The 22375-nt window shown below is 37.6% G+C and carries 24 protein-coding genes and 1 tRNA gene; 10 read left to right on the plus strand and 15 right to left on the minus strand.

Going from position 1 to position 22375, the window contains the following annotated elements; all coding sequences use genetic code 11:
* Positions 1 to 249 precede the first annotated feature (249 nt).
* The 8 genes from BI291_RS08580 to rlmE all read right to left on the minus strand — a co-directional run bounded on the left by BI291_RS08580 (position 250) and on the right by rlmE (position 7731).
* A complete protein-coding gene (locus BI291_RS08580; protein ID WP_074498344.1) occupies positions 250 to 1023 on the minus strand; it encodes a DUF4760 domain-containing protein in 774 nt (257 codons plus the stop codon).
* Positions 1024 to 1459: 436 nt separating this feature from the next.
* Positions 1460 to 1544: transfer RNA gene (locus tag BI291_RS08585), tRNA-Leu, on the minus strand.
* Positions 1545 to 1553: 9 nt separating this feature from the next.
* The gene (gene secG / locus BI291_RS08590) at positions 1554 to 1934 is read right to left on the minus strand and encodes a preprotein translocase subunit SecG (protein WP_175573102.1); all 381 of its coding nucleotides are present in this window, start codon (positions 1932 to 1934) and stop codon (positions 1554 to 1556) included.
* 14 nt (positions 1935 to 1948) lie between these two features.
* Positions 1949 to 2710 (minus strand): triose-phosphate isomerase, encoded by a 762-nt coding sequence (tpiA, locus tag BI291_RS08595; RefSeq protein WP_074498346.1) that lies wholly within the window; start codon positions 2708 to 2710, stop codon positions 1949 to 1951.
* Positions 2711 to 2810: 100 nt separating this feature from the next.
* Positions 2811 to 4148 carry a phosphoglucosamine mutase gene (gene glmM / locus BI291_RS08600; protein ID WP_074498347.1) on the minus strand — a complete coding sequence of 446 codons (1338 nt, stop codon included), beginning with the start codon at positions 4146 to 4148 and terminating at the stop codon, positions 2811 to 2813.
* A 26-nt stretch (positions 4149 to 4174) separates the two neighbouring features.
* Entirely contained in the window at positions 4175 to 4966 is a 792-nt protein-coding gene (gene folP, locus BI291_RS08605; protein WP_074498476.1) for a dihydropteroate synthase, read from the minus strand.
* Between the two features lie 130 nt (positions 4967 to 5096).
* Positions 5097 to 7028, minus strand: a complete 1932-nt coding sequence (ftsH, locus tag BI291_RS08610; RefSeq protein WP_074498348.1) for an ATP-dependent zinc metalloprotease FtsH — start codon at positions 7026 to 7028, stop codon at positions 5097 to 5099.
* Between the two features lie 73 nt (positions 7029 to 7101).
* Entirely contained in the window at positions 7102 to 7731 is a 630-nt protein-coding gene (gene rlmE / locus BI291_RS08615) for a 23S rRNA (uridine(2552)-2'-O)-methyltransferase RlmE (RefSeq protein ID WP_074498349.1), read from the minus strand.
* A 121-nt stretch (positions 7732 to 7852) separates the two neighbouring features.
* On the opposite strand from rlmE, the gene yhbY reads away from it, so the two are divergent.
* Positions 7853 to 8149, plus strand: a complete 297-nt coding sequence (yhbY, locus tag BI291_RS08620; protein ID WP_074498350.1) for a ribosome assembly RNA-binding protein YhbY — start codon at positions 7853 to 7855, stop codon at positions 8147 to 8149.
* Positions 8150 to 8203: 54 nt separating this feature from the next.
* Here the strand turns inward: yhbY and BI291_RS08625 are convergent, their stop codons facing one another.
* Positions 8204 to 8584: a DUF3192 domain-containing protein gene (locus tag BI291_RS08625; protein WP_074498351.1), complete on the minus strand. Its 381-nt coding sequence runs from the start codon at positions 8582 to 8584 to the stop codon at positions 8204 to 8206.
* A gap of 175 nt (positions 8585 to 8759) precedes the next feature.
* Here BI291_RS08625 and BI291_RS08630 point away from each other — a divergent pair, with 175 nt between their 5' ends.
* Positions 8760 to 9080 (plus strand): hypothetical protein, encoded by a 321-nt coding sequence (locus BI291_RS08630; RefSeq protein ID WP_074498352.1) that lies wholly within the window; start codon positions 8760 to 8762, stop codon positions 9078 to 9080.
* A gap of 30 nt (positions 9081 to 9110) precedes the next feature.
* Here the strand turns inward: BI291_RS08630 and syd are convergent, their stop codons facing one another.
* Complete coding sequence (gene syd, locus BI291_RS08635) at positions 9111 to 9683, minus strand: SecY-interacting protein (protein WP_074498353.1); 573 nt, start codon at positions 9681 to 9683, stop codon at positions 9111 to 9113.
* Positions 9684 to 9747: 64 nt separating this feature from the next.
* Between syd and queF the strand changes: the two genes are divergently transcribed.
* From queF to BI291_RS08665, 6 genes are all read left to right on the plus strand, one after another.
* Complete coding sequence (gene queF, locus BI291_RS08640; RefSeq protein ID WP_074498354.1) at positions 9748 to 10590, plus strand: NADPH-dependent 7-cyano-7-deazaguanine reductase QueF; 843 nt, start codon at positions 9748 to 9750, stop codon at positions 10588 to 10590.
* A gap of 201 nt (positions 10591 to 10791) precedes the next feature.
* Positions 10792 to 12381 (plus strand): diguanylate cyclase, encoded by a 1590-nt coding sequence (locus BI291_RS08645; RefSeq protein ID WP_074498355.1) that lies wholly within the window; start codon positions 10792 to 10794, stop codon positions 12379 to 12381.
* Positions 12382 to 12398: 17 nt separating this feature from the next.
* Positions 12399 to 13748 (plus strand): nucleotide 5'-monophosphate nucleosidase PpnN, encoded by a 1350-nt coding sequence (gene ppnN, locus BI291_RS08650; RefSeq protein ID WP_074498356.1) that lies wholly within the window; start codon positions 12399 to 12401, stop codon positions 13746 to 13748.
* Positions 13749 to 14564 (plus strand): flap endonuclease Xni, encoded by an 816-nt coding sequence (xni, locus tag BI291_RS08655; RefSeq protein ID WP_074498357.1) that lies wholly within the window; start codon positions 13749 to 13751, stop codon positions 14562 to 14564.
* 123 nt (positions 14565 to 14687) lie between these two features.
* Positions 14688 to 15128 (plus strand): DUF3192 domain-containing protein, encoded by a 441-nt coding sequence (locus BI291_RS08660; protein WP_074498358.1) that lies wholly within the window; start codon positions 14688 to 14690, stop codon positions 15126 to 15128.
* 285 nt (positions 15129 to 15413) lie between these two features.
* Complete coding sequence (locus BI291_RS08665) at positions 15414 to 16421, plus strand: isocitrate dehydrogenase (protein WP_074498359.1); 1008 nt, start codon at positions 15414 to 15416, stop codon at positions 16419 to 16421.
* 69 nt (positions 16422 to 16490) lie between these two features.
* On the opposite strand, the gene rlmM is transcribed toward BI291_RS08665, so the two are convergent.
* Genes rlmM through BI291_RS08685 form a run of 4 tightly spaced genes read right to left on the minus strand, consistent with a single transcriptional unit; the run spans position 16491 to position 19484 of the window.
* Positions 16491 to 17567 (minus strand): 23S rRNA (cytidine(2498)-2'-O)-methyltransferase RlmM, encoded by a 1077-nt coding sequence (rlmM, locus tag BI291_RS08670; RefSeq protein WP_074498360.1) that lies wholly within the window; start codon positions 17565 to 17567, stop codon positions 16491 to 16493.
* A gap of 1 nt (position 17568) precedes the next feature.
* A complete protein-coding gene (locus tag BI291_RS08675) occupies positions 17569 to 17955 on the minus strand; it encodes a DUF423 domain-containing protein (protein WP_175573099.1) in 387 nt (128 codons plus the stop codon).
* Complete coding sequence (locus tag BI291_RS08680; RefSeq protein WP_074498361.1) at positions 17942 to 18589, minus strand: alpha/beta family hydrolase; 648 nt, start codon at positions 18587 to 18589, stop codon at positions 17942 to 17944. Before BI291_RS08680 ends, BI291_RS08675 begins: the two co-directional genes overlap by 14 nt.
* Positions 18576 to 19484, minus strand: coding sequence for a transcriptional regulator GcvA (locus BI291_RS08685; protein ID WP_074498362.1), 909 nt, complete (start codon positions 19482 to 19484; stop codon positions 18576 to 18578). The genes BI291_RS08680 and BI291_RS08685 overlap by 14 nt, the downstream gene beginning before the upstream one ends.
* 296 nt (positions 19485 to 19780) lie before the next feature.
* Here BI291_RS08685 and BI291_RS08690 point away from each other — a divergent pair, with 296 nt between their 5' ends.
* Together BI291_RS08690 and BI291_RS08695 are read left to right on the plus strand one after the other, a co-directional pair.
* Complete coding sequence (locus BI291_RS08690) at positions 19781 to 20041, plus strand: hypothetical protein (protein ID WP_074498363.1); 261 nt, start codon at positions 19781 to 19783, stop codon at positions 20039 to 20041.
* Positions 20042 to 20428: 387 nt separating this feature from the next.
* Complete coding sequence (locus BI291_RS08695; protein ID WP_074498364.1) at positions 20429 to 21037, plus strand: peptidylprolyl isomerase; 609 nt, start codon at positions 20429 to 20431, stop codon at positions 21035 to 21037.
* Between the two features lie 438 nt (positions 21038 to 21475).
* Here BI291_RS08695 and BI291_RS08700 read toward each other — a convergent pair whose 3' ends face one another.
* Positions 21476 to 22255 carry a hypothetical protein gene (locus BI291_RS08700; RefSeq protein WP_074498365.1) on the minus strand — a complete coding sequence of 260 codons (780 nt, stop codon included), beginning with the start codon at positions 22253 to 22255 and terminating at the stop codon, positions 21476 to 21478.
* Positions 22256 to 22375: the final 120 nt, after the last annotated feature.

The raw sequence follows: 22375 nt of genomic DNA on the forward strand, positions 1-22375 counted from the left end.
TTCGGCATAGACTCCACAAAATTAAAAATCACTATCTACAGAAAAGTCGAGAAAACTTTTTAGCTTATTATCAAATATGTTCAGTTATATAAAAGTGGGGATCCGTCAGCCCGAAGGGTTCAACTAAGCGCCTCCTGCTCTTTGTTACTTGAAATAACCATAGAATGACTATGCAATAATCCAAGTGCCGCGATCAGAAGGCGTTTAATTTGAACAAAACTTAAACAGCAAAGATCAACACGCTCTAGTTTAATGTTTCATTAAAATACTATCATGTTGAACAATAACATTGTCTAAATTATGTTGGTAATAAAACGGGAACGGTCTTCCTCTACATACAAATTTATTTTGATGCCAATCATTTGCAAAACGTTCAAATACTTCATAAAGTGCGGGGTTTTCATCTACTTCTCGCCATTCTTTAATTAGCGGCTCTACTTCTTTCCAATGGGCTAATACAGCGCCTCTTTTGTATTTAAATAATAAGAGTTCATCGTAAACATCCATCATGACGCCCAAAAATAAATTTTCATACATATTCAAAAAAGTAATTATTTGAAGCTCAAGCCTAACGCGTTTGCGATCATTTATGGGATCTATTGCAACACCTTTATAAGCAGCAGCCATTAAAGGTGCGAACTTTTGTGTTTTTAATGTTTTGAAAGTATTTTCTGCGGCAATTATATCTTTATCTGTTTCTATCGTAGTAAGGATGTCTGCTGTTGCCCTTTTTCGAGCAATCTTTCTGTTCATGTTTGTTGTATAAACCCCCATGCAGATTGCCACAAGGGCAGAAAGCATTATTGCTCCTGCTGAAACATATTTAGAGGGAAGTTGTTCTATTAGATGTGCAAAAAAGCCTGCTACTAGTCTAATTTGACCATAAATAGCAAACATAGAATCTAATTTTGCATAGACATAAAAGACTATGGTAACGAAGAAAACTGCTTTGAAAAACCGCCATGCGGATCGGTATTCATCAGTAACTTTCCAGTAGTTTTCTTTAACTTTATCAATGTCCATATCAAAAAAGTGCTCGGCTTATTAGGCGCCGCGACCTTCACTGTATAACATTATTTTAACCTTGGCAGGCAACTTGGCCGCCTTAAATATAGCTTAAAAAGTATAGCATAAAGTGATAATTATGCTTAATTGCGCTAGAAACTATACTCGTTTATTCTGCAATAGCAAGCTTCTTAATCTCTTTATCGGTCAATATTAAAAAAACTTAATCGTTAATTTCAATATGGGCTTATTTTTTCATACTTCAAGGGTTAGAAATGTTTACTCTGTTAACCTAGACATATCTTTATTAATACCCCATAACGAACAAATACTTTTCTTGTTACCTAAATCCTGTGATTATTAACTACTGTATTAGGTTGTGGAAAGGTTGCGCTTATATTGTATTTAGACAAATAAAAAAGGGCTGCATCGCTACAGCCCTTTATTCATAATATGGTGCGGAAAGCGGGACTTGAACCCGCACGGCCGAAGCCACCACCCCCTCAAGATGGCGTGTCTACCAATTCCACCACTTCCGCAAATTCTGTTTAATCTGGTATTTCGCTATCGTTGTTTTTCTTAGCTTCAGTCGCAGTAGGTACTTCATCATTAGCATCAGCTGCTGATTCAACGCTTGATTCAATAGCAGTTTGCTCTGTTGGCGCTGCTAAGTCATTCCATTCGTCACCAGATTTAACACGATTAGCCGTTAAGTTACCTAACACTAAACTAATGGCGAAAAAAGCAATTGCTAACCATGTTGTTGCACGCGTAAGAAAGTTACCAGAGCCACTTGAACCAAAAATGGTACCCGATGAGCCTGCACCAAACGATGCCCCCATATCTGCACCTTTACCTTGCTGAAGTAACACAAGGCCAATGAGGCAGATAGCAACAATTAAATAGACAACAATTAATACTTGATACAACATTACTATATCCTTTATACCGTTGAACAAATTTTAGTAAATTCATCAACTTTTAAGCTAGCACCACCAATTAAACCACCGTCTATGTCAGACTGTGCAAATAATTGCTGGCAATTGGCAGCGTTAACACTACCACCATATAAAATTGAAAGTTTTTCAGCGATTGGCTGATTTATATCCGCAATAAACTGACGAATATACTGGTGCGTTTCTTGCGCCAGTTCTGGTGATGCTGTTTTTCCTGTACCTATCGCCCAAACAGGCTCGTAAGCAATAACAACATCGGCAAATTTCTCTATACCTATTTCATCAATAACAGGCTGTATTTGTGCGGCTAGCACTACATTCGTTTGTCCTGTTTCTCGTTCTTGTTCACTTTCGCCAATACACAATATTGGTGTCATACCAGCGTCAAGTACAGAACGGACTTTATGGGCAACTAATGTACTTGTTTCTTTATTAATACTTCTGCGTTCTGAGTGACCTAAGATCACGTAATTAACGCCAAACTCTTGTAACATACTATTAGACACTTCACCTGTGAATGCACCTTGTTGATGTTCACTTGCGTTCTGACTACCTAGCATTATTTTTTTATCAAGAGCTTTATCTACTCGCGCTTGTGCAAACGCTGATAGATATGGAAAACTAGGACAAACTACCACACGGGTATTAGAAGAAAGTGACACATTCGCTAGTGCAGAGGTCATTTCTTTGATTAATGCTAAATTACCGTTCATTTTCCAATTCGCGGCAACTATCACTGATCTGTTCATAAGTCTTTCCTAAATCAAAGCGGCGAGATATTAACTAACCTCTGGGCAAGATACAAGTCTTTCACTTAATATCTTGCTCATTTGCTCATATTTCAACCGTCTAACAAGCTTTTTTTACTGCATCAGCAATTTCATTCGCAAGAGAGGTCACTTCATCATGATCCGGCCCTTCCACCATCACTCGAATAAGAGGTTCTGTACCAGACTTTCTCAGTAATACGCGACCTCGACCTTTCAAGGTCTCATTTACTTGATGCACAGATGCTACAACGCTATCTTCAGTTAACGGATCAGTTTCGCCAGAGAACCTTACATTAACTAGCACTTGCGGTAACTTTTTCATGCCTTGTCGTAACTCAAATAATGTTTTAGTTGACGCACACATAGCTGTAAGTACATTAAGCGCGGCAATAATACCATCGCCTGTTGATGTATGATTTAAATTGATAATATGACCTGAATTTTCAGCGCCAAGTTGCCAGCCATTTTCGTTAAGCATTTCCATTACGTAGCGATCACCTACATTACTTCGAGCAAAAGGTACGCCCATGTCAGCTAACGCTAATTCTAAGCCCATATTACTCATTAACGTACCAACGACACCACCACGTATATTACCTGATTTCAAATCATTACAAGCAATCACAAAGACGCATTCATCACCATCAAGCACATAGCCAGTATGATCAACCATCATCAGTCGATCTCCATCACCATCTAAAGCGATACCTAAATCAGCTTGATGTTCAACAACAGCAGCGCTAATAGCGGCCATTGAAGTTGCACCACATTCATCATTAATATTCGTACCGTTTGGCTTTGTGCCTATTTCAACAACATTCGCTCCTAATTCTCTGAAAACATTAGGAGCAATGTGATAGGTTGCACCGTGAGCGCAATCAACCACAATTTTCAAATCTTTTAATGAATATTGACTCGGAAAATTACTTTTACAAAATTCAATATACCGTCCAGATGCATCAGCAATACGCGTTGCTTTACCGAGTGCTGCTGAATCTACGCAAGTAATCTCTTTATCCAGTTCGGCTTCAATAGCCAGTTCCACTTCGTCAGGTAGCTTTTGTCCGTCTTGTGAGAAAAATTTAATACCGTTGTCGTAAAAAGGGTTATGGGACGCGCTGATAACAATACCAGCTTCCGCACGAAATGTTTTTGTTAAATAAGCAATACCTGGAGTAGGCATTGGACCTAACAAACCAATATCAACACCTGCTGCCGAAAAACCAGCTTCAAGTGCTGATTCAAGCATATAACCAGAAATCCTTGTATCTTTACCTATTAATACTTTTTTCGTGCCTTGTGCTGCTAACACCTTACCGGCTGCATATCCTAATTTCATGACAAAGTCTGGGGTGATTGGGTATTTGCCTACTAAGCCTCTTACGCCATCAGTACCAAAATATTTTCTTTCAGACATGAATAAATCCTTGTTTTAAATTTTTATTAACAAGCTAAGGCTTGCTGTTGGTGCATATATTGTAATATTTTTATTGAATCTACAGTTTCTTGTACATCATGTACTCTAATTATTGAAGCGCCTGCTTCTACAGCTAACACTGCTGTTGTTAAACTGCCAGCAAGCCTTTGTGATACATCACGTTTTAGTAAATTACCGATCATCGATTTTCGTGAAGTTCCTGACAATATCGGTAAATTAAGGCGCTTAAATTCCGCTAAGTTTGCCAATAAATGATAATTTTGTTCAAGTGTTTTCCCAAAACCAAAACCAGGATCGACAATAATTCTATCCTTTGCAATACCTGCCCGTTCGCAAGTTGAAATGCGTTGAACGAAGAACTGCATAATATCGTTAACAACGTCATTATATTGCGGTTTGGTTTGCATGGTACGAGGTTGACCTTGCATATGCATTAAACACACGGGCACTTTTGATTTAGCAACGACATCAATACAGCCTTCTTCTTGCAGAGCTCTTACATCGTTAATTAAATCGACGCCTGCGGATATCGCTTCAGCCATCACCCTAGCTTTACTTGTGTCTATGGAAACAACTATATCAAAGCGCGCTTTTATTGCTTCTATTACCGGAATCGTGCGTTGCAACTCTTCTTCAACTGAAACTTCAGCAGCACCAGGGCGTGTAGATTCACCGCCTATATCAATAATTGATGCACCTTCATCTATCATACGTTTAGCTTGTAAAATAGCGCTGTCAACGGCAGTGTAATTGCCACCATCAGAGAAAGAATCAGGGGTAACATTTAAAATACCCATTACTTGGATATCTTCAACATTTAATGATAAAGGGCTGCCAGGGGGAAGTAGTTTCACAACATGTACTCGTAGCGTTAGAAAACACGAATATTATAAAAAAGAAAGCCTCGAATATCGAGGCTTTCTAAATTTATTTAGCGGGTATGTCACTCGGCTTATTAAGATCAGGCTCGGTCTTTTTCTCACCTGTTGGGGCTTTAGGTGGATTATCTGAGCCAGATGAGTTATCACCATGGAAGTCTGATGGTGGTCTAACTTCACGACGATTCATTAAATCATCAATTTGATTTGCATCAATAGTTTCATAATGCATTAGCGCATCTTTCATCGCATGCAATATATCCATGTTGTCTTTTAAGATCTGTTCAGCACGTTGATAATTATCATTGATAATACGTTTGATTTCACCATCGATAGACTTCGCAGTATCATCAGACATATGTAACGATTTCGCTGAAGTTCTTCCTAAGAATACTTCACCTTCTTCCTCAGCAAACAACATTGGCCCCATCTTTTCAGATAAGCCCCATTGAGTCACCATTTTACGTGCTAAGTTAGTCGCACGTTCAATATCATTTGATGCACCCGTTGATACTTTATCAGCACCATAAATAATTTCTTCTGCAATACGGCCACCGTATAATGATGAAATATTACTTTCTAAGTGCTGTTTACTATGACTAAATCTATCCTGCTCTGGTAAGTACATGGTTACACCTAGTGCACGACCCCGAGGAATAATACTTACTTTATAAACAGGATCATGTTCTGGGACCAAGCGACCAACAATGGCATGTCCGGCTTCATGGTAAGCCGTCATAGCTTTTTCGTCTTCGCTCATTACCATTGATTTGCGCTCTGCACCCATCAATATTTTATCTTTCGCTTTTTCGAACTCTTCCATCGACACTAATCGACGAGAAGAACGCGCTGCAAATAAAGCTGCTTCGTTAACTAGGTTTGCTAAATCAGCACCTGAAAAACCAGGTGTACCACGAGCAATGACAGAAGCTTTTACATCATCACCAATTGGCACTTTGCGCATATGCACTTTAAGAATTTGTTCACGACCACGAATATCAGGCAAACCTACCGTTACTTGACGGTCAAATCGACCTGGACGTAACAATGCAGGGTCAAGTACGTCCGGTCTGTTGGTTGCAGCAATAACAATTACGCCTTCATTACCTTCAAAACCGTCCATTTCAACTAACATTTGGTTTAACGTTTGTTCACGTTCATCATGACCACCGCCTAAACCTGCACCACGTTGGCGACCTACTGCGTCAATTTCATCGATGAAGATAATACATGGCGCTGATTTTTTCGCTTGTTCAAACATATCACGAACACGTGAAGCACCAACACCAACAAACATTTCAACAAAGTCTGAACCTGAAATAGTAAAGAAAGGTACCTTTGCTTCACCAGCAATCGCTTTAGCAAGTAATGTTTTACCAGTACCCGGCTGACCTACCATCAATACACCTGATGGAATACGACCACCAAGCTTTTGAAATCTTGATGGATCTTTTAAGTAATCAACTAATTCAGCAACCTCTTCTTTTGCTTCATCACAACCGGCTACATCAGCAAAGGTCGTTTTAATTTGATCTTCACTTAATAAACGCGCTTTTGATTTACCAAAAGACATAGCGCCTTTACCACCACCGCCTTGCATTTGGCGCATGAAGAAAATCCAAACACCAATCAGTAATATCATTGGGAACCAAGAAATAAATACTGAGGTTAAGAAACTTGTTTCTTCTGGCTTCTCACCAGATGCAGTAACACCTTGCTTAACAAGGTCATTAATTAAGTCACGATCGTAACCACCAGGTATTACAGCTGTAAACTGTTCACCACTGCGCTTAGTGCCTTTAATAACACCATTACGATCAACAACAACTTCACGCACTTGCCCTTGACGAACATCTTGGATGAAACGCGTGTAATTCATTGTCTGTTCGTTACTGCTTCCCGGAGTAAAACTCTGGAAAACCGACATTAATACCACGGCTATTACTAACCATAAAATCAGATTTTTTGCCATATCGCTCAACTTAATGACCTCTTTAGTTCATTAACACTACTATATCCGTTTACGTAGTGCTTAAATAATTCTGTATAATTTACTACAATTTAAAGCCTGTCGCCACAAGATATACTTCTCTTGATCTTGCGCGTGAAGATTGTGGCTTCCTCACCTTGACCACTTTAAAAATTTGTTTTACTTCTTGCATGAATTGATCAAAGCCAGCGCCTTGAAACACTTTAACCACAAAAGCACCGTTTTTCTTGAGTACTTGATTACACATATCTAACGCTAATTCTACTAAATACATACTTCTTGCTGAGTCAGCGGCATCATTCCCAGTAAAATTTGCTGCCATATCTGACAGTACTACATCAATATTTTTGCCATCAATTCGCGTTAATAGTGCATCAAGTACCGCGTCTTCACGAAAGTCACCTTGTAAAAAATCAACACCGGCGATTGGATCCATCGATAAAATATCACAAGCAACAACTTGGCCTGTATCTCCCACCGCTTTTACTGCGTATTCAGACCAACCACCTGGCGCGGCACCTAAGTCTACCACTTTCATGCCTGATTTAATTAACTTGTCTTTCTCGTTAATTTCTTCAATTTTAAATACCGCGCGTGAACGCAAACCAAGCTTCTGCGCCTTTTTAACGTATTCGTCATCAAAATGCTCTTGCATCCAACGTTGACTACTGTTTGATAATTTTTTTTTACTCATAACCAGTATAGATTAGGTTTTGGCTAGCGAATGTCACTAAGCAAAACAGGTTTTATTAGTATTACAAACAAGATGGAGTTAAAATAGTGATAATTCAAGCTAACATGTAACGAAATTTTTAATGAGTTTAAATAAAAAACAAATTCAGTATCTAAAAGGTAAAGCGCATTCGTTAAAACCTGTAGTACTTTTAGGTAGTAATGGCTTAACAGAAGCCGTGATCGCAGAAATCGATTACGCGCTTAATCATCACGAATTGATTAAAGTCAAAATTCCAACCGATGATAGAGAAGTGAAAGGGTTAATTGTTGATGCTATATGTAAAGAAACAAATGCAGTGAAAGTGCAATTAATTGGTAAAACCTTGGTCGTATTTCGTCAAAGTGAAGAGAAAAAAATTCACATTCCTAAGCTTTAAATACAACAAGTAACCATAAGAAATGCCGCCAAACTTTAGCGGCATTTTTATTTACTATAAACCTGTATTTCGGGAAAAGTCACCACCCTGACCCGTCTCTTTTAATTCCCCATTTACAAAGTATAGATAGGTACATTCATCTTTCGTGGTTAAATCATCTTTGTGTACGCGATTTGTGCGATAGAATAACACTTGAATGTTTTTATCATCTTTTCGATAATTTTCATTAAAGTCAGCAACACCCAGATCTCTAGAAACATCACCGTAGCTAGCCCCTAAGTTAATACGTGCAATTTTTTTACGGTTGTTATATTCACGATCAGTAAAGCCAGAAGTAAATGCATGATCATCATCACCACCAACGGCAACAACACACCCTGTTAAAGAAAACGTTAATGGTGCAGCAACAAGTAATGCGATAAGTGATTTTTTCATAGTTAACTCTCATTGTTATTGTTTATGTCAATGCCAACGATATAGCAAAAGTTAAACCAACAATTGTAACCTTTTGTAATAATTAAACTTTGTACTAAAACATTAAAATTACAGCAAGACTTCATGTGTAAAATTGGCTAAAATATTGTTTTTTCAACAATGCTGAATGAGTAATATGACCATCAATGATGAGATATTAACCGCTGCTAATACACTTGCTAATCAAGGAATTAAACCCACCGTAGCCCGTATTAAAACCAAACTAGCACAACCAGTTCCGTTACCCACGATTATATCGGTTTTGAAATCCTGGCAACATGATCCTAATTTTATTAAGCCTCATTCAACTATCAATCAGGGCAGCACACCAAAGCAAACAGATGACCTTACTAATACAATTTCATTAGCCATTACCAAAGCGCTAACCCCTCTACAGGAAGAAATATCAGCGCTAAAAAAAGAAATACAAGAGCTAAAAAATCAACTAAACAAATAAAAAGATGAAAGGGTAAAGTGTGATATCTATTTATTCTGCTAAATAGATATCTGGAGATAACGAGGCAATAAAAGAAGCAAGACTATCAGCGACTTTTTTGTGTGGTTTAGCACCTACTTTTTCTACCCACACTTCACCAGATTCGTTATCAACCGTTAAAATAATATCGTCTTTATCGGTTAATGCGAAAAATAACGTGATATTTTGTTTAAGCTTTTTTTTCATCAAAATATGCCCGATCATATTTTGTTGTAGTCGCTCAAAATCTTTTTTACTCCATGCAAAAAGTAATTGAAGGTTCCCTTCCTGGCAATTAGCAGGAATGCTCTCGCTATATTGCGTTGTAAAATATGTTTTGATGCTCGGATGAAGCGTAATAGAAAGTGCTTCTTCAACATTATCGAAGCTTAAATTGTCTTCAATCTTTATAGGCTGCCAAGTAACCAATTGCTCATCAAATGGTGTTAATTCGCAGGGTGAAGGCCATTCTTCGTCCGCTTCAATAACAGGATAATGTCCAAGTTTACTTTTGAACTCACTTAGGTACTGCTGTCCAAAGTTAAGTATTAATTCAGTTAATTTTGGCAATTGTTTCGTTTCCATCTATCTCTACTTTTCATTACAATACGAGCTAATATGCAAACTGATCTTACTTGATAATATTTCTATGAGCCAATATAAAAACGCCAACGCACTTGAAAAGCTAACGTTAGGCAAAAACACTGAATATGCGAGCCAATACAATGCAGCTTTACTTCAAGGCGTACCAAGACGTTTAAACAGAGATTCATTATCACTCGATGAAAATACTCTACCATTTATGGGAGAAGATGTTTGGTATGGCTATGAAATTTCGTGGCTAAATGCAAAAGGGAAGCCGATTGTTAGAGTGGCAGAATTTAGCTTTCCTTGTACCAGTGAAAATATTATCGAATCAAAATCATTTAAGCTTTATCTGAACAGTTTTAACCAAACCACATTTTCAAGTGAACAAGAGGTTATAACAGCGATGAAAAATGACTTATCAGCGGTATGCGGCGCCCAGGCTAATGTCATTCTATTCCCCGTAGATAAGTGCCCTGCCCTTGAAATTAACACACCAAATGCAAGGTGTTTAGATGAATTAGATATTGAAATGCATGATTACCAATTATCTTCCGCATTATTAAACACAGAAAGTGACACTGTGGTAAGCGAAGTGTTAGTTTCACACCTTCTTAAATCTAATTGTTTAATCACTAACCAGCCTGACTGGGCATCATTATTCATTAGCTATAAAGGAAAGAAAATAAACCACTCAGCACTGTTAAAATACATCATTTCTTTTAGAGAGCATAATGAGTTTCACGAACAGTGTGTAGAACGCATCTTTTGCGACTTAATGACAATATGCCAACCAGAAGCGTTAACTGTGTATGCTAGATACACTCGACGAGGAGGGTTAGATATCAATCCATTTCGCTCAACCCACGAAAGCGTTGCTCCGAAAACCAGAACATTACGCCAATAAAGTATCCGTTATTTGATGTAAATCATGACTATTCGCATAATAGTCGCATTTCCATACTGACAATTTTGAAACTTACGTATATTATTAATTATACGAAATATATTCTTATATTCTGTTGTTCTTATAATCTATAGATCATCGAAATGTATTTGATTTTACCGCAAGGGTAAACATTTTCTATCAAAAGGACGTAACATATCCATGACGGGTAACACAGCTGTCGATAAAGAGCTTTTAGTATTGAAACGTAAACTTGACTCAGCAATAACCGCTAGAGCTAGTGTAGAAAGTGACTTAAAGCATCAATCCGCCTTGCTTTCTGAGTTTATTATCAAGCTCAGTAAAGTCGCTAAAGGAGTCGACGTATCGCTTGATAATAAATTAGCCAAATTGCGTCAGCTTTTTACTAGCTCTGCGTCTATTAATGATATAGAAAAGCTGATCAATGAATCATCCACGTTGTTATATCATTATTCAGCAAAAGCTGATGTGGAAATTCGCCAGCTACAAGACACTTTTCAGTCTGCGGGTCAATCACTACAAAAAGTAAATGGTTTACCTGAACATTTACGCCGGCAACTTCGCGCATTGCTTAAGGACAACGAAAATAGCAAAGATGCATTATCGCAATATATCCCCTTGCTAAGTGAACTTGTTCTTTTTTATCAAGCAGCGCTGAAACAAGGTAATATTGCAAACTCAGCAAATGGCTTACTGAATAAACCTGCGAATAAGTCCCTTGATAGCCAAATCAACAATAAAATAGTTGTACAAAAGTTTAATGAATTTCTCAATAAAATTAGTATTTCTAAAAAGTTCCAAGATCAATTAAATCGCATCCGCTCACAGCTTTCCGACACCATGCCAAGTGATCAGTTGTTCGATACCTTCTTAGCGACTTTTGATGTGATCAGTCAAGATTTAATCCGTGAACGAAATACCGCAAAGGTATTCCTTTCTACGTTAAGTGACACGTTAGCAACCGTACAAAACGCTGTTACCACAACTATTGATACTCATAAAGAATCAAGCGTAAAACTTCAAAAGTTGAATGAGCGCATGCAAAGCCAACTTAGTGAAATGTCAGAAGAATTAGACAAAGCTAATTCGCTAGTTGATATTAAGGTTGAAATAAACAGCAAATTACAAGTTATTGCTGCTACGCTTGAAAGAAAAACAGCATATGAAAAAAATCAACAACAAAGATTTACGGAACAACTTGAAAGCATGTCGGAAAAAGTCCAACAGCTTGAAAAGCAAAGTCGCGCCTTTGAAAAACAAATTAAAGAACAACAAGCTAAAAGTTTAGAAGATGCTTTAACTAAACTATATAACCGTGCAGCTTTTGATGAGCATTTCCATAAAGAAATTGCTCGCTGTCAACATAATAATAAGCCTTTAGCGATTGTTGTTGCCGATTTAGATAACTTTAAAAAAATTAATGACACATATGGGCATACCGCAGGTGACAAAACATTACAAGTTATTGCAGGGACGCTGAAAAAGCATTTAGATAAACATGCCTTTGTTGCTCGCTATGGTGGTGAAGAGTTCGTGTTTGTTTTCAATGACATTAAAAAAGATAACCTAATTCATACCTTAAATTTATTGCGGAAAACAATAGCTAAACTACCCTTTAAGTTCAGAAATGATAAAGTAAATATGAGTATGTCGATAGGCGTTACGCACATAAAACAAGATGACAATGTTCACATAGCCTTTGAACGAGCAGATAAAGCTTTATATGAAGCCAAAGAAAAAGGAAAAAACCAAGTCATCTATATTGATTAGCAGTTAAGGAGTCGCCAATGCATGTACAATTTAACCCTTTAGGAAATATGAACCTACTTTCACCAATAGAAGTAGGTAAATTACAGCAATCTGCCTCCAGTAATTTACACCAACTGTATCGCAACTGTTCACTCGCAGTGCTTAATTCGGGTAGTCATACTGATGATGCAGAAGTGATATATCAACAATACCAAGATTTCAATATTCAAGTATTAAGAAGAGAACGTGGTGTTAAGCTCGCGTTAGAAAACCCACCTAAGCATGCATTTGTTGACGGTAAAATTATTCGTGGCATACAAGAGCATTTATCAGCCGTACTTCGAGATATTTTATTTACCAATACCCGCTACGATCACCATGTTACTGATGGCGCTAACATCACACATACCACTTTTGATATATTACGAAATGCCAATGCTATTTTGCCTGACAGCGAACCTAATTTAGTCACTTGTTGGGGCGGTCACTCTATTAACGATATTGAATATCAATACACGAAAGAAGTCGGCTATCAATTAGGGCTAAGAGCCTTTAATATCTGTACCGGTTGTGGCCCCGGAGCGATGAAAGGCCCAATGAAAGGCGCCACTATTGGTCATGCAAAACAACGAAATTACAACGGACGCTATATTGGCCTTACAGAACCAAGTATCATCGCTGCAGAACCTCCAAACCCTATGGTATCTGAACTTGTTATCATGCCTGATATCGAAAAGCGTTTAGAAGCCTTTGTGCGAATGTCTCATGGCATCATTATTTTTCCTGGTGGCGCAGGTACTGCCGAAGAGTTACTTTATATTTTAGGAATTTTACTCAACCCAAAAAATCAAGCGCAAAAGCTGCCAATTATTTTAACAGGGCCAGCAGCAAGTAGTGAATACTTTGAACAAATAGATACGTTTATTGCTGCAACGTTAGGCAAAGAAGCTCAAAAACTATATGAAATTATTGTAGATGATGCAGAGCTTGTCGCAAAAAAAATGAAAGTTGGCCTACAAGACGTGCTAACCTATCGCAAACAAACAGGCGACGCTTACCACTTTAATTGGTCGTTAGTGATAGAGCAAGATTTCCAGCAACCCTTTATTCCAACGCATGAAAACATGGAAAAAACACAAATTAGCTATGATATGGATGTTGCTAATTTAGCGGCAAACTTACGCCGCGTATTTTCAGGTATTGTGTCAGGCAATGTAAAATCAGAGGGTATTAAAGAAATCCGTAAACACGGTCCCTTTACCGTTACCGGTGACAACGAAATCATGACGCTAATGGACAATTTACTGAATTCTTTTGTGAAACAGCAACGAATGAAACTGCCAGGTAGCACATATACGCCTTGTTATAACGTAGTTGGAAAAACCTAAATGTCAGTCAATGTTGTACTTATTGATGCAATGAATTTAATTAGACGAATTTATGCGGTGCAAGAGCGCCCATTTTTACTCAATAATGAACTTGCTGAAAATACCAAGCAACAAGTGTTACATAACACTAAACAAGCATGTGCTACTGCGCTTAGTAACATTATCGAACAAACCTCGCCAACTCATGCATTAGCCGTTTTTGACAGCCAATCACCTGGTTGGCGCTACCAGCTTTATCCAGACTATAAAGTAGGTAGAAAAAAAATGCCGCAGCACCTTGCTGACACCCTACCGCAGATTCAAGACGCCTTTTTACTGCAACATGTTGATTCTTTAATATCAGAATCAGATGAGGCTGACGATTTAATTGCCACTCTAGCCATTAAGGTGGCCTTGAGAGGGCAAAAAGTCACTATTATTTCAACAGACAAGTGCTTTTTATCGTTATTAAGTAATCATATTCATGTCTACGACTACTTTAATCGACGCTCGCTTGACGAACCATACGTACGTGAGAAATTTAATGTTGCACCTGGCCAGTTAATGGATCTGTGGACGCTTACCGGAGACAACACCAATAAAATTCCTGGCGTGCCAGGGATTGGGCAAGTAACCGCGGCCGGCTTACTTAATCAACATGGTTCGTTACAGGTTATTTTAAATAGCAATGTTATTAAAGCGAGCATTCGCGATAAATTAACAGCGCATCACGACGACATCACGTTAGCTAAAAAGCTATTACAATTAAAACAAGATATTCCCTTAGGATTTAATTTAAAGGATATTCGCCTCCCTTTAACCATCACAGATGGATAAATTAGTTTTATCATCGTTATTTACATATTTTGTGATAGATTTGCTCGTTAAACTCTTTCAATAAAAGCTACTTATCGTTATCCTATATAAAAATAAAATCACACACGATTTATCAGTTATCAAATGAATAAAAAGATCATTTTTAGAATTTTCCTAGCGTTGGCTGCTTATGGGGTTTTTGTACTATTGGTTGTAAACTTTTACGACGATAGCCCTGCAAATATGCAATGGGAAGATCGAGAAGCCTATAATCGTCAATTTATTAGTAAACTTAGATTGGGCGAGTTTACCTTTGAACAAGCAATAGAAAAGCTTGGTAGTCCAGACATTACCGAAGCCAAAAAAGCAAATGATCAAAATTTTCAAGTATTATTTTATCGCACACAGCATGTTAAATCAGATGGTATTACCACCCAAGATGAATGTTCATATCTAGTTTTTGTTGATAATAAATTGATGGAAATAGCTAAGGCTGATAGATATAAAGGACTTGATAATGTGATCAATGAATATGGAACTCCACTTGATGAATTATCAGAGCTTTCATTCCCTAACACTAATTAAGTTAACCGTAAGTATTTCCATTCAATAAACCTGTTACCTATTTTATTCGTGCATGTTGCGACTAATGTCTTATTGTTAAGTCATGCACATCCGATAACCTGTCATTTTTATACTAAACTTAGTTACACAAAAACTTACTAATACGACTCCGCAAAATACAAGGCACTATAAAAGGTTTCAGTGTGGATTACATTAAGTAAGCGTGGTATAAACCTGCACACTTTTAAAGTGACAAGGTAAATTTCACTTTGAATAAACAATTTTAATTTTTTAAAGGATAAACACATGGCTAAACAAACCATCACAGTCATTCCAGGCGACGGTATTGGCCCAGATATTATCGATGCAACCATCAAAGTGTTAGACAAAGCAGGCTGTGATTTTAACTATGAATACGCTGACGCAGGCTTAGTCGCGTTAGAAAAGCATGGCGAACTTGTTCCAGAAGAAACATTAGCATTAATCAAGAAAAACAAAATCAGTTTAAAAGGCCCTCTTACCACACCTGTCGGTGAAGGTTTCACTTCAATTAACGTAACATTAAGAAAACAATTTCAATTATACGCAAATGTACGCCCGGTTCTGTCTTTTAAAGGCACTAAAGCGCGTTACGAAGACATTGATATTATTACCATCCGTGAAAATACTGAAGGAATGTATTCTGGCTTAGGTCAAACAGTCTCTGAAGATGGTGCGCATGCAGAAGCAATGAGCTTGATCACACGTGAAGGTGCAGAGCGCATCGTTGAGTTTGCCTATGAAACGGCACGCAAGGAAGGTCGTAAAAAAGTTACAGCTGTGCATAAAGCCAATATTTTAAAATCAACTTCAGGTTTATTTTTAAAAGTTGCCCGTGAAGTTAGCGAGCGCTACCCTGATATTGAATCAACTGAAATGATCGTTGATAATTGTTGCATGCAATTAGTGATGAATCCCGAACAGTTTGACGTTATTGTAACAACAAACTTGTTTGGTGATATTTTATCAGATTTATGTGCTGGGCTTGTGGGCGGCTTAGGTATGGCACCAGGCGCTAACATTGGTAAAGATTGCGCTATTTTTGAAGCTGTACACGGCAGTGCCCCTGATATAGCAGGTAAAAATCTAGCAAACCCAACGTCTGTAATTCTGGCAGCAATTCAAATGTTAGAATACCTAGAAATGAGCGATAAAGCAGAAGCTATCCGTAAAGCGATCACTGAGGTTATTGAAACGGGCGATCGTACAACACGTGATTTAGGTGGTACTCATGGCACAACAGATTTCACAGAAGCGCTGTTAGAGCGATTATAAAAAAGAGGCAAAAAAAGGGGTCAGGTACAATTACTAATTGTACCTGACCCCTTTTTTACTTTTATATGTTTACAGTGGCGGTGAAAGTAATCTCGCATGTACCGTTATTTCTTCACGATCGTAGTATAAATGCTTTGCGTAAAGCTCATATTTTACTTGATGCTCAGAAAACATGTCTTTTATCAGCTGTAAATCATCCTGTACTTGTTGATACCGCCCTTTCATGGGTAGCTTTAAATTAAACATTGCTTCTTTACAATCGCCGCGTAATAACCATTCAGCCATTAATTTAGCCACTCGTTGCGGTTTTTCTATCATGTCACAGACAAGCCAGTAAACATTTTGTTTAGCGGGTGTAAATTTGAAGCCGTCAATCATTCGATGTTTGACTTGACCAGTATCCATCAATGATTCTGCCATCGGCCCATTATCTATTGATGTTACCATCATACCGCGTCGAACAAGTTGATATGTCCAGCCTCCCGGAGCAGCGCCTAAATCAACGGCATTCATGCCAGACGTTAACCGTGTTGGCCATTCATCTTTTGGAATGAAGTACAAAAAGGCTTCGTCAAGTTTAAGTGTTGAGCGGCTTGGCGCTTGAGATGGAAACTTTAACCTAGGTATACCCATTAAATGTGGTGAAGTGTTTGTGCCAAGCGAGTAGCCAAGGATAACTTCACTACCACTAAAAAATAACGCGTGTAATACCGCCCCGTCATGTTGACCTTTTGGCGCTAACATTTTTTTAGCTCTTAGCCCTTGCCTTAAAGGCACACCAAGCTTTCTACAAAATTTAGATAATGCTTTTCCGTCGTTGGTATCTGGTGTTTCCATTCTAAGGTCAGCGTATTGCCATTCATGACCTAAATGCTCAATAATCGCTTCTACACGATTATACTCAGGCAACTCTATAGTATCAGTTAATGACACGAACCACTGCCGAGCAAAGATAAGACGCTTCAAAGGGAGTTTAGCAATGAGTCTTTCACCTTCATCAGCATTATTAAGATGAAAAAATACAATACCTTGATTTTTCTTTAATTGAAGATAACCATAAATTTCATTCCAAGCAGCTTTCTCTTGGATCTCTGCGCCACACTCTTTTTCAAAGCCTGGTCGACAATAAAGCACAATTGCAGTCATATTAATGTTTTCGAATATTAAGGTGAATGAGCACTGACAACCATGCCAATGATAATAAAATGCCACCGGTGGGTGTTAGTTTGCCTATTAATTCACAGGCAAACAACACTTTCACGTATAAGCTCCCACTAAAAAGCAAAATACCAAGTGATAATAATGTTGCGGTTAAAAAAGCCGCTTTCGATTGTGTAAATTGCCAGTAAAAACAAACAGCCAATAACGCGATAGTATGCAAAAACTGATAAAAATGCGCAATCTTTAAGGTTGCGACACTCTCTATTGGCAATAAATCGCCCTGATGAGACAACCAAGCGCCGAATAATACAGAATAAGCACCACTAAGGCTAACAAACACGATAAATAGTTTACGCATATTATCTATTTTCATAAACAAAGCTCTCAATGTGGTCTGCAGCAGACTGTAGATTTTGCTCATGTGTATACCCTGACTTTACCCGTGGTTTCAAGTCGTGATCTCCATCTGGCAGAAATACCGTTTTGATGCTATCCGGTAAACCATAACCTATTATTTCTTCTTTATTACCAAGTTTGTCACGCTCACCTTGTAAAATAAGCATTGAATAATGATTCTTTATTAACGGTTCTAACCGCAACTTTTCTACTTTATTAATAGGATGAAATGGGTAACCAAGGCAAATAACACCTCGTATTTCAGGAGTAACTTTAAGGCTTTCTATTTCATTCGTCAGCGTAGCTGCCACGCGTGAACCCATCGATTTACCCACCAAAAATAAGGGCGCCGTTATATTTAGTGTGTTGATAACTTCCTCAAACCTCTCCAACAATTTGGGCATTCTATCAGGTGGATACTTTTTACCATCAGATAATCGTTTATCCATATAGTAAAAATTAAAACGCGTGACATTAATATTTCGTTTATTTAACGCAGTCGTCATATTTTCCATAAACGTTGAATTCATATCAGCACCCGCACCATGAGCGAATAGAAAGTGCGCTATAGGCTGTTCTACTAAACTTTCATGATAATTAAAACTCTTCATCTAACTCTTCTTCTTCGGCTACAGTTTCAAGTACCCAATCCCTAAAGGCAGCTATTTTGCCTAATTCTAATTGGTGCTCACGACACACTATGTAAAATGCATTTTTACTGATCAAGCTATGCTCAACTGGTATCACAAGTCGACCAGCATCTAACTCGGGTTGCGCTAAAATACGTTGAGCTAAGGCGATACCCTGACCATGTACAGCCCCTTGCACAACCATGGCTGAATGGCTAAAAATAGGGCCATGATTAACATTAGTCCCCCTTATCCCGGCTTCTTTGAACCAGCGTTTCCAATCTCGCCTTGAGGTATCATGCAATAAAGTGTGGTTAGTAAGATCTTGAATAGTACTCAGTGGTTTTGGCCCATCAAGTAGCAATGGTGAACAAACAGGTATTAAATATTCCGTGTGCAATTTATCAGCATGTACACCTGGCCAGCGGCCTCTTCCGTAATAAATCGCTACATCAACATCTTCTGTTAATAAGCCATCAGGTTGATCTACCGCTTTTATACGGACATCTATATCAGTATTGAGTAAATTAAACGTGTTTAGTCTTGGAACTAACCATTGAATGGCGAAGCTTGGTTGTAAACTAACCGTAATCGCTCCTTTAGCCCCCCTAACGAGTAACCGTTCTGTTGCGTCTTGCAGAGAAGTAAACACATCTTTTATGTCTTGATAATAGGCTTGCCCTTCCTCTGTTAATAACAAAGCACGATTTTTTCGCATAAAAAGTTTTAATCCAAGATGCTCTTCTAGAGATTTTATTTGATGACTAATCGCTGCCTGAGTAACGAATAATTCCTCAGCAGCTCGAGTAAAACTCAATTGTCTTGCCGATGCCTCAAAAGCCCTAAGAGCATTGAGCGGAGGGATTCTTGTAGCCATTAACTCTCACTATTTAAATAAATAAAAATGATCGTTTTTTGAATAAATACTCTACTACTATCAAAAAACAATTTATCATTAGTTTTTCTAATGGATAACATTATAATTTGTCATTTTTCATTTGACCAGTTTTTACTTAATATACACACCATAGATGACGGACTACATCTTTTTACTACAGCCCAGACCAATGAGTGTAGCAGGCAATGAATGTACTCCCAACACATTCACCGAGCAAAGAAAAGGTCCCTAATCATCTATTTGGATGTTTATTAATTTATATTAGGTGACAAATCATGAAAACTATCAACATATTCACAGCAGCACTGCTCTTAGTAGCAGGCAATGCAACAGCAACAAATATTGCGTTTGAAAAAGCACAACCCGTTAACACTGTTGAAATTACTTCACAAGCGCATGAAGATGTAAAAATATCAATGCAAACATTAGTAACCGCTTTTGAAACAAACTTAGTAAAACCAATGACTGTTATCAAAACAGCTAAAAAATCGACTAAGTCAGAGTTACTTGCAAAAAACGAAGTAATTGCTGAATAAACAACATTAAGCACCGTTAGCTTATTGAATACAAATTGCTGGAACCTCCCAACCTTCTGGCGCACGTTGAACATAGATCTCTAGCTATTTTCAACACGAGGAATTAACTCCTCAAAATGCTCGCAAGCAAACATTTAGGCGCCTTTTTGGCGCCTTTTCTTATTTCATTTCATTTCCTCATGCCTTATTGTACATAGCTCTGACGAATAAAAGGGGTCAGGTACAATTAATAAATGTACCTGACCCCTTTTATTTAGTTTACGAACAAAGCTTTGACTTTACGTTCATTAGCTCTATAGATCATGGTTTTGAGTTAACAATAAAATATATAATTGTTAAACTAACTGACATATTTCAAGTCAATTTACTTTAACAAAAGGTACTAACGTGATTAGAGTTTCACTACTTATTTTTACCGTATTAATATCGCTTCAATTGCACGCAGCAAATACTAAAGGGCAATATATTCAACCGAATAATTACTCCCCTAAAGTGAGAATAGAAACCTCTATGGGTAATATCATTATTGAGCTTGACCGTATTAAAGCTAAAATTACCGTGGATAATTTTTTAGGATATGTGGCGCAAGGGAAATATGATAAAACGTTGATTCACCGTGTCGAAGAAGGCTACCTGATCCAAGCCGGTGGTTTTAATACTGATTACTCTGAAGTTATACCCAATGATCCGATATTCAACGAATCTGGCAATGGGCTAAAAAATAAAGAAGGCACTATTGCCATGGCAAAACAACTGAACGATGCACACTCAGCAACCAACCAATTCTTTATCAACCTCAACGAAAACACCAATTTAGACCCAGGGAATTCATGGGGTTACGCTGTTTTTGGTGAAGTAATCAAAGGTTACGACATTGTTGAAGCAATATCGCAAGTAGACGTTGGTTACAGCGATAAATTAGGTTATCCAACCGTGCCAAAAAAAATGGTCACCATAATAAGAGCCACGATTCTTGATGAAGAAAAACAAGATTAAGCTTAAATGTTTACCCCTAATGGGCGCTGTGCTTGAGTACGTTTAAACGTGATTTACTTTTGTTGTGGTTTTTCAATATGGAATGACTATATTTGAATCGCTACGCCTTAATTAAATATTGTTTAACTCAGAAAAAAGCCTCTCTTTGGATCTAGTCGCCACCGTGCCAATGAAATTCGAAGTAAAAAATAACGTAGAAGGTATTTAACTATTTAACGTTTACTCGCTAGCGTTTTCAGTTCATTTCAATACACATTACAAGATCTGCCCCGGCTTTTGCTTTTTTGCTCTTAACGGTTGGGTTATGTTTTGATTGGCAAAACTATTTGATCATTAAAATAAATTACTTAAAATCGTTCTTAAGCCCAACCTATAAGTCAGAAAAGCTGACAAAGTAAAGTAATTAACAACTAAATAGGTAACTACCTTACTCTATTTTCATTGCGAAGAGTGTTGCGATAAACTTTTTAAAAATTGAATAGACGAGTGAGTAATGTCAGAGTGAATAATACCCTGTTCAATGCGTAGCTCACTTTCATCAATAAATGAAGAATCAACAGACTTCAAATTTATTTCATAGTGATAAGTTTTTAAGTAAACAGGAAAAACAGCATGTTGATAGTTTAACCTACGCATCATCTCAGTAAGGGGTTGATCTAAAATAGCCACAAAACCCTGACCGAACTTACGATCTTCTTCTGCTCTGGCCATCAACCAATCGTATTGCTTTCTATTTATATATTTATTTGGTAATTTAAGGTATTGAACTTCATGCTCAGCATCCCCATCATGCTTGCCGACAAGCTTATTATTACCTACTTTTTCATAGCGAATAAATTCGCTTTCGTCGTTGATAGGATCAATACTCATTTCAAATATTTTCTCAGCAGTTATATTAGGTACCTTTGCCGCCATTGCTTTAAAAGCTTTTTCAGCCCTTTTATGAGTTACCTTATAATCAAGTAAATAAGCACGCTGTTCATTATGTTTAATAACGTATTGACCTTTCCACTTTACAGTCATCTCAGTAAGTTTTTCATTTTTTAGCTGATAATCTGTTCGTAAGTAGGTGTCGTTAACCCTAATGGTTATATCAGCAAAATGCTCAGCTTCTTTTATTACCTCATACTTTAACGTTAAGTTATTATATGACGCTAGCGTTTGACTACTCATAATAGAAGCAGCGAATAGCGCCATTAATTTCATTTTTGTATTCATAAATTTCCTTATTGTTAACAATGTATGATTTTATATAGAACCTACTACAAGTAAATCATCTAAGTACAATAAAAGCCGGGTCATGTCTGGCATTGTGCTCTGACCTGATGAAATTTACTG

Source organism: Thalassotalea sp. PP2-459 (assembly GCF_001913705.1).
GTDB classification, from domain to species: domain Bacteria; phylum Pseudomonadota; class Gammaproteobacteria; order Enterobacterales; family Alteromonadaceae; genus Thalassotalea_C; species Thalassotalea_C hakodatensis.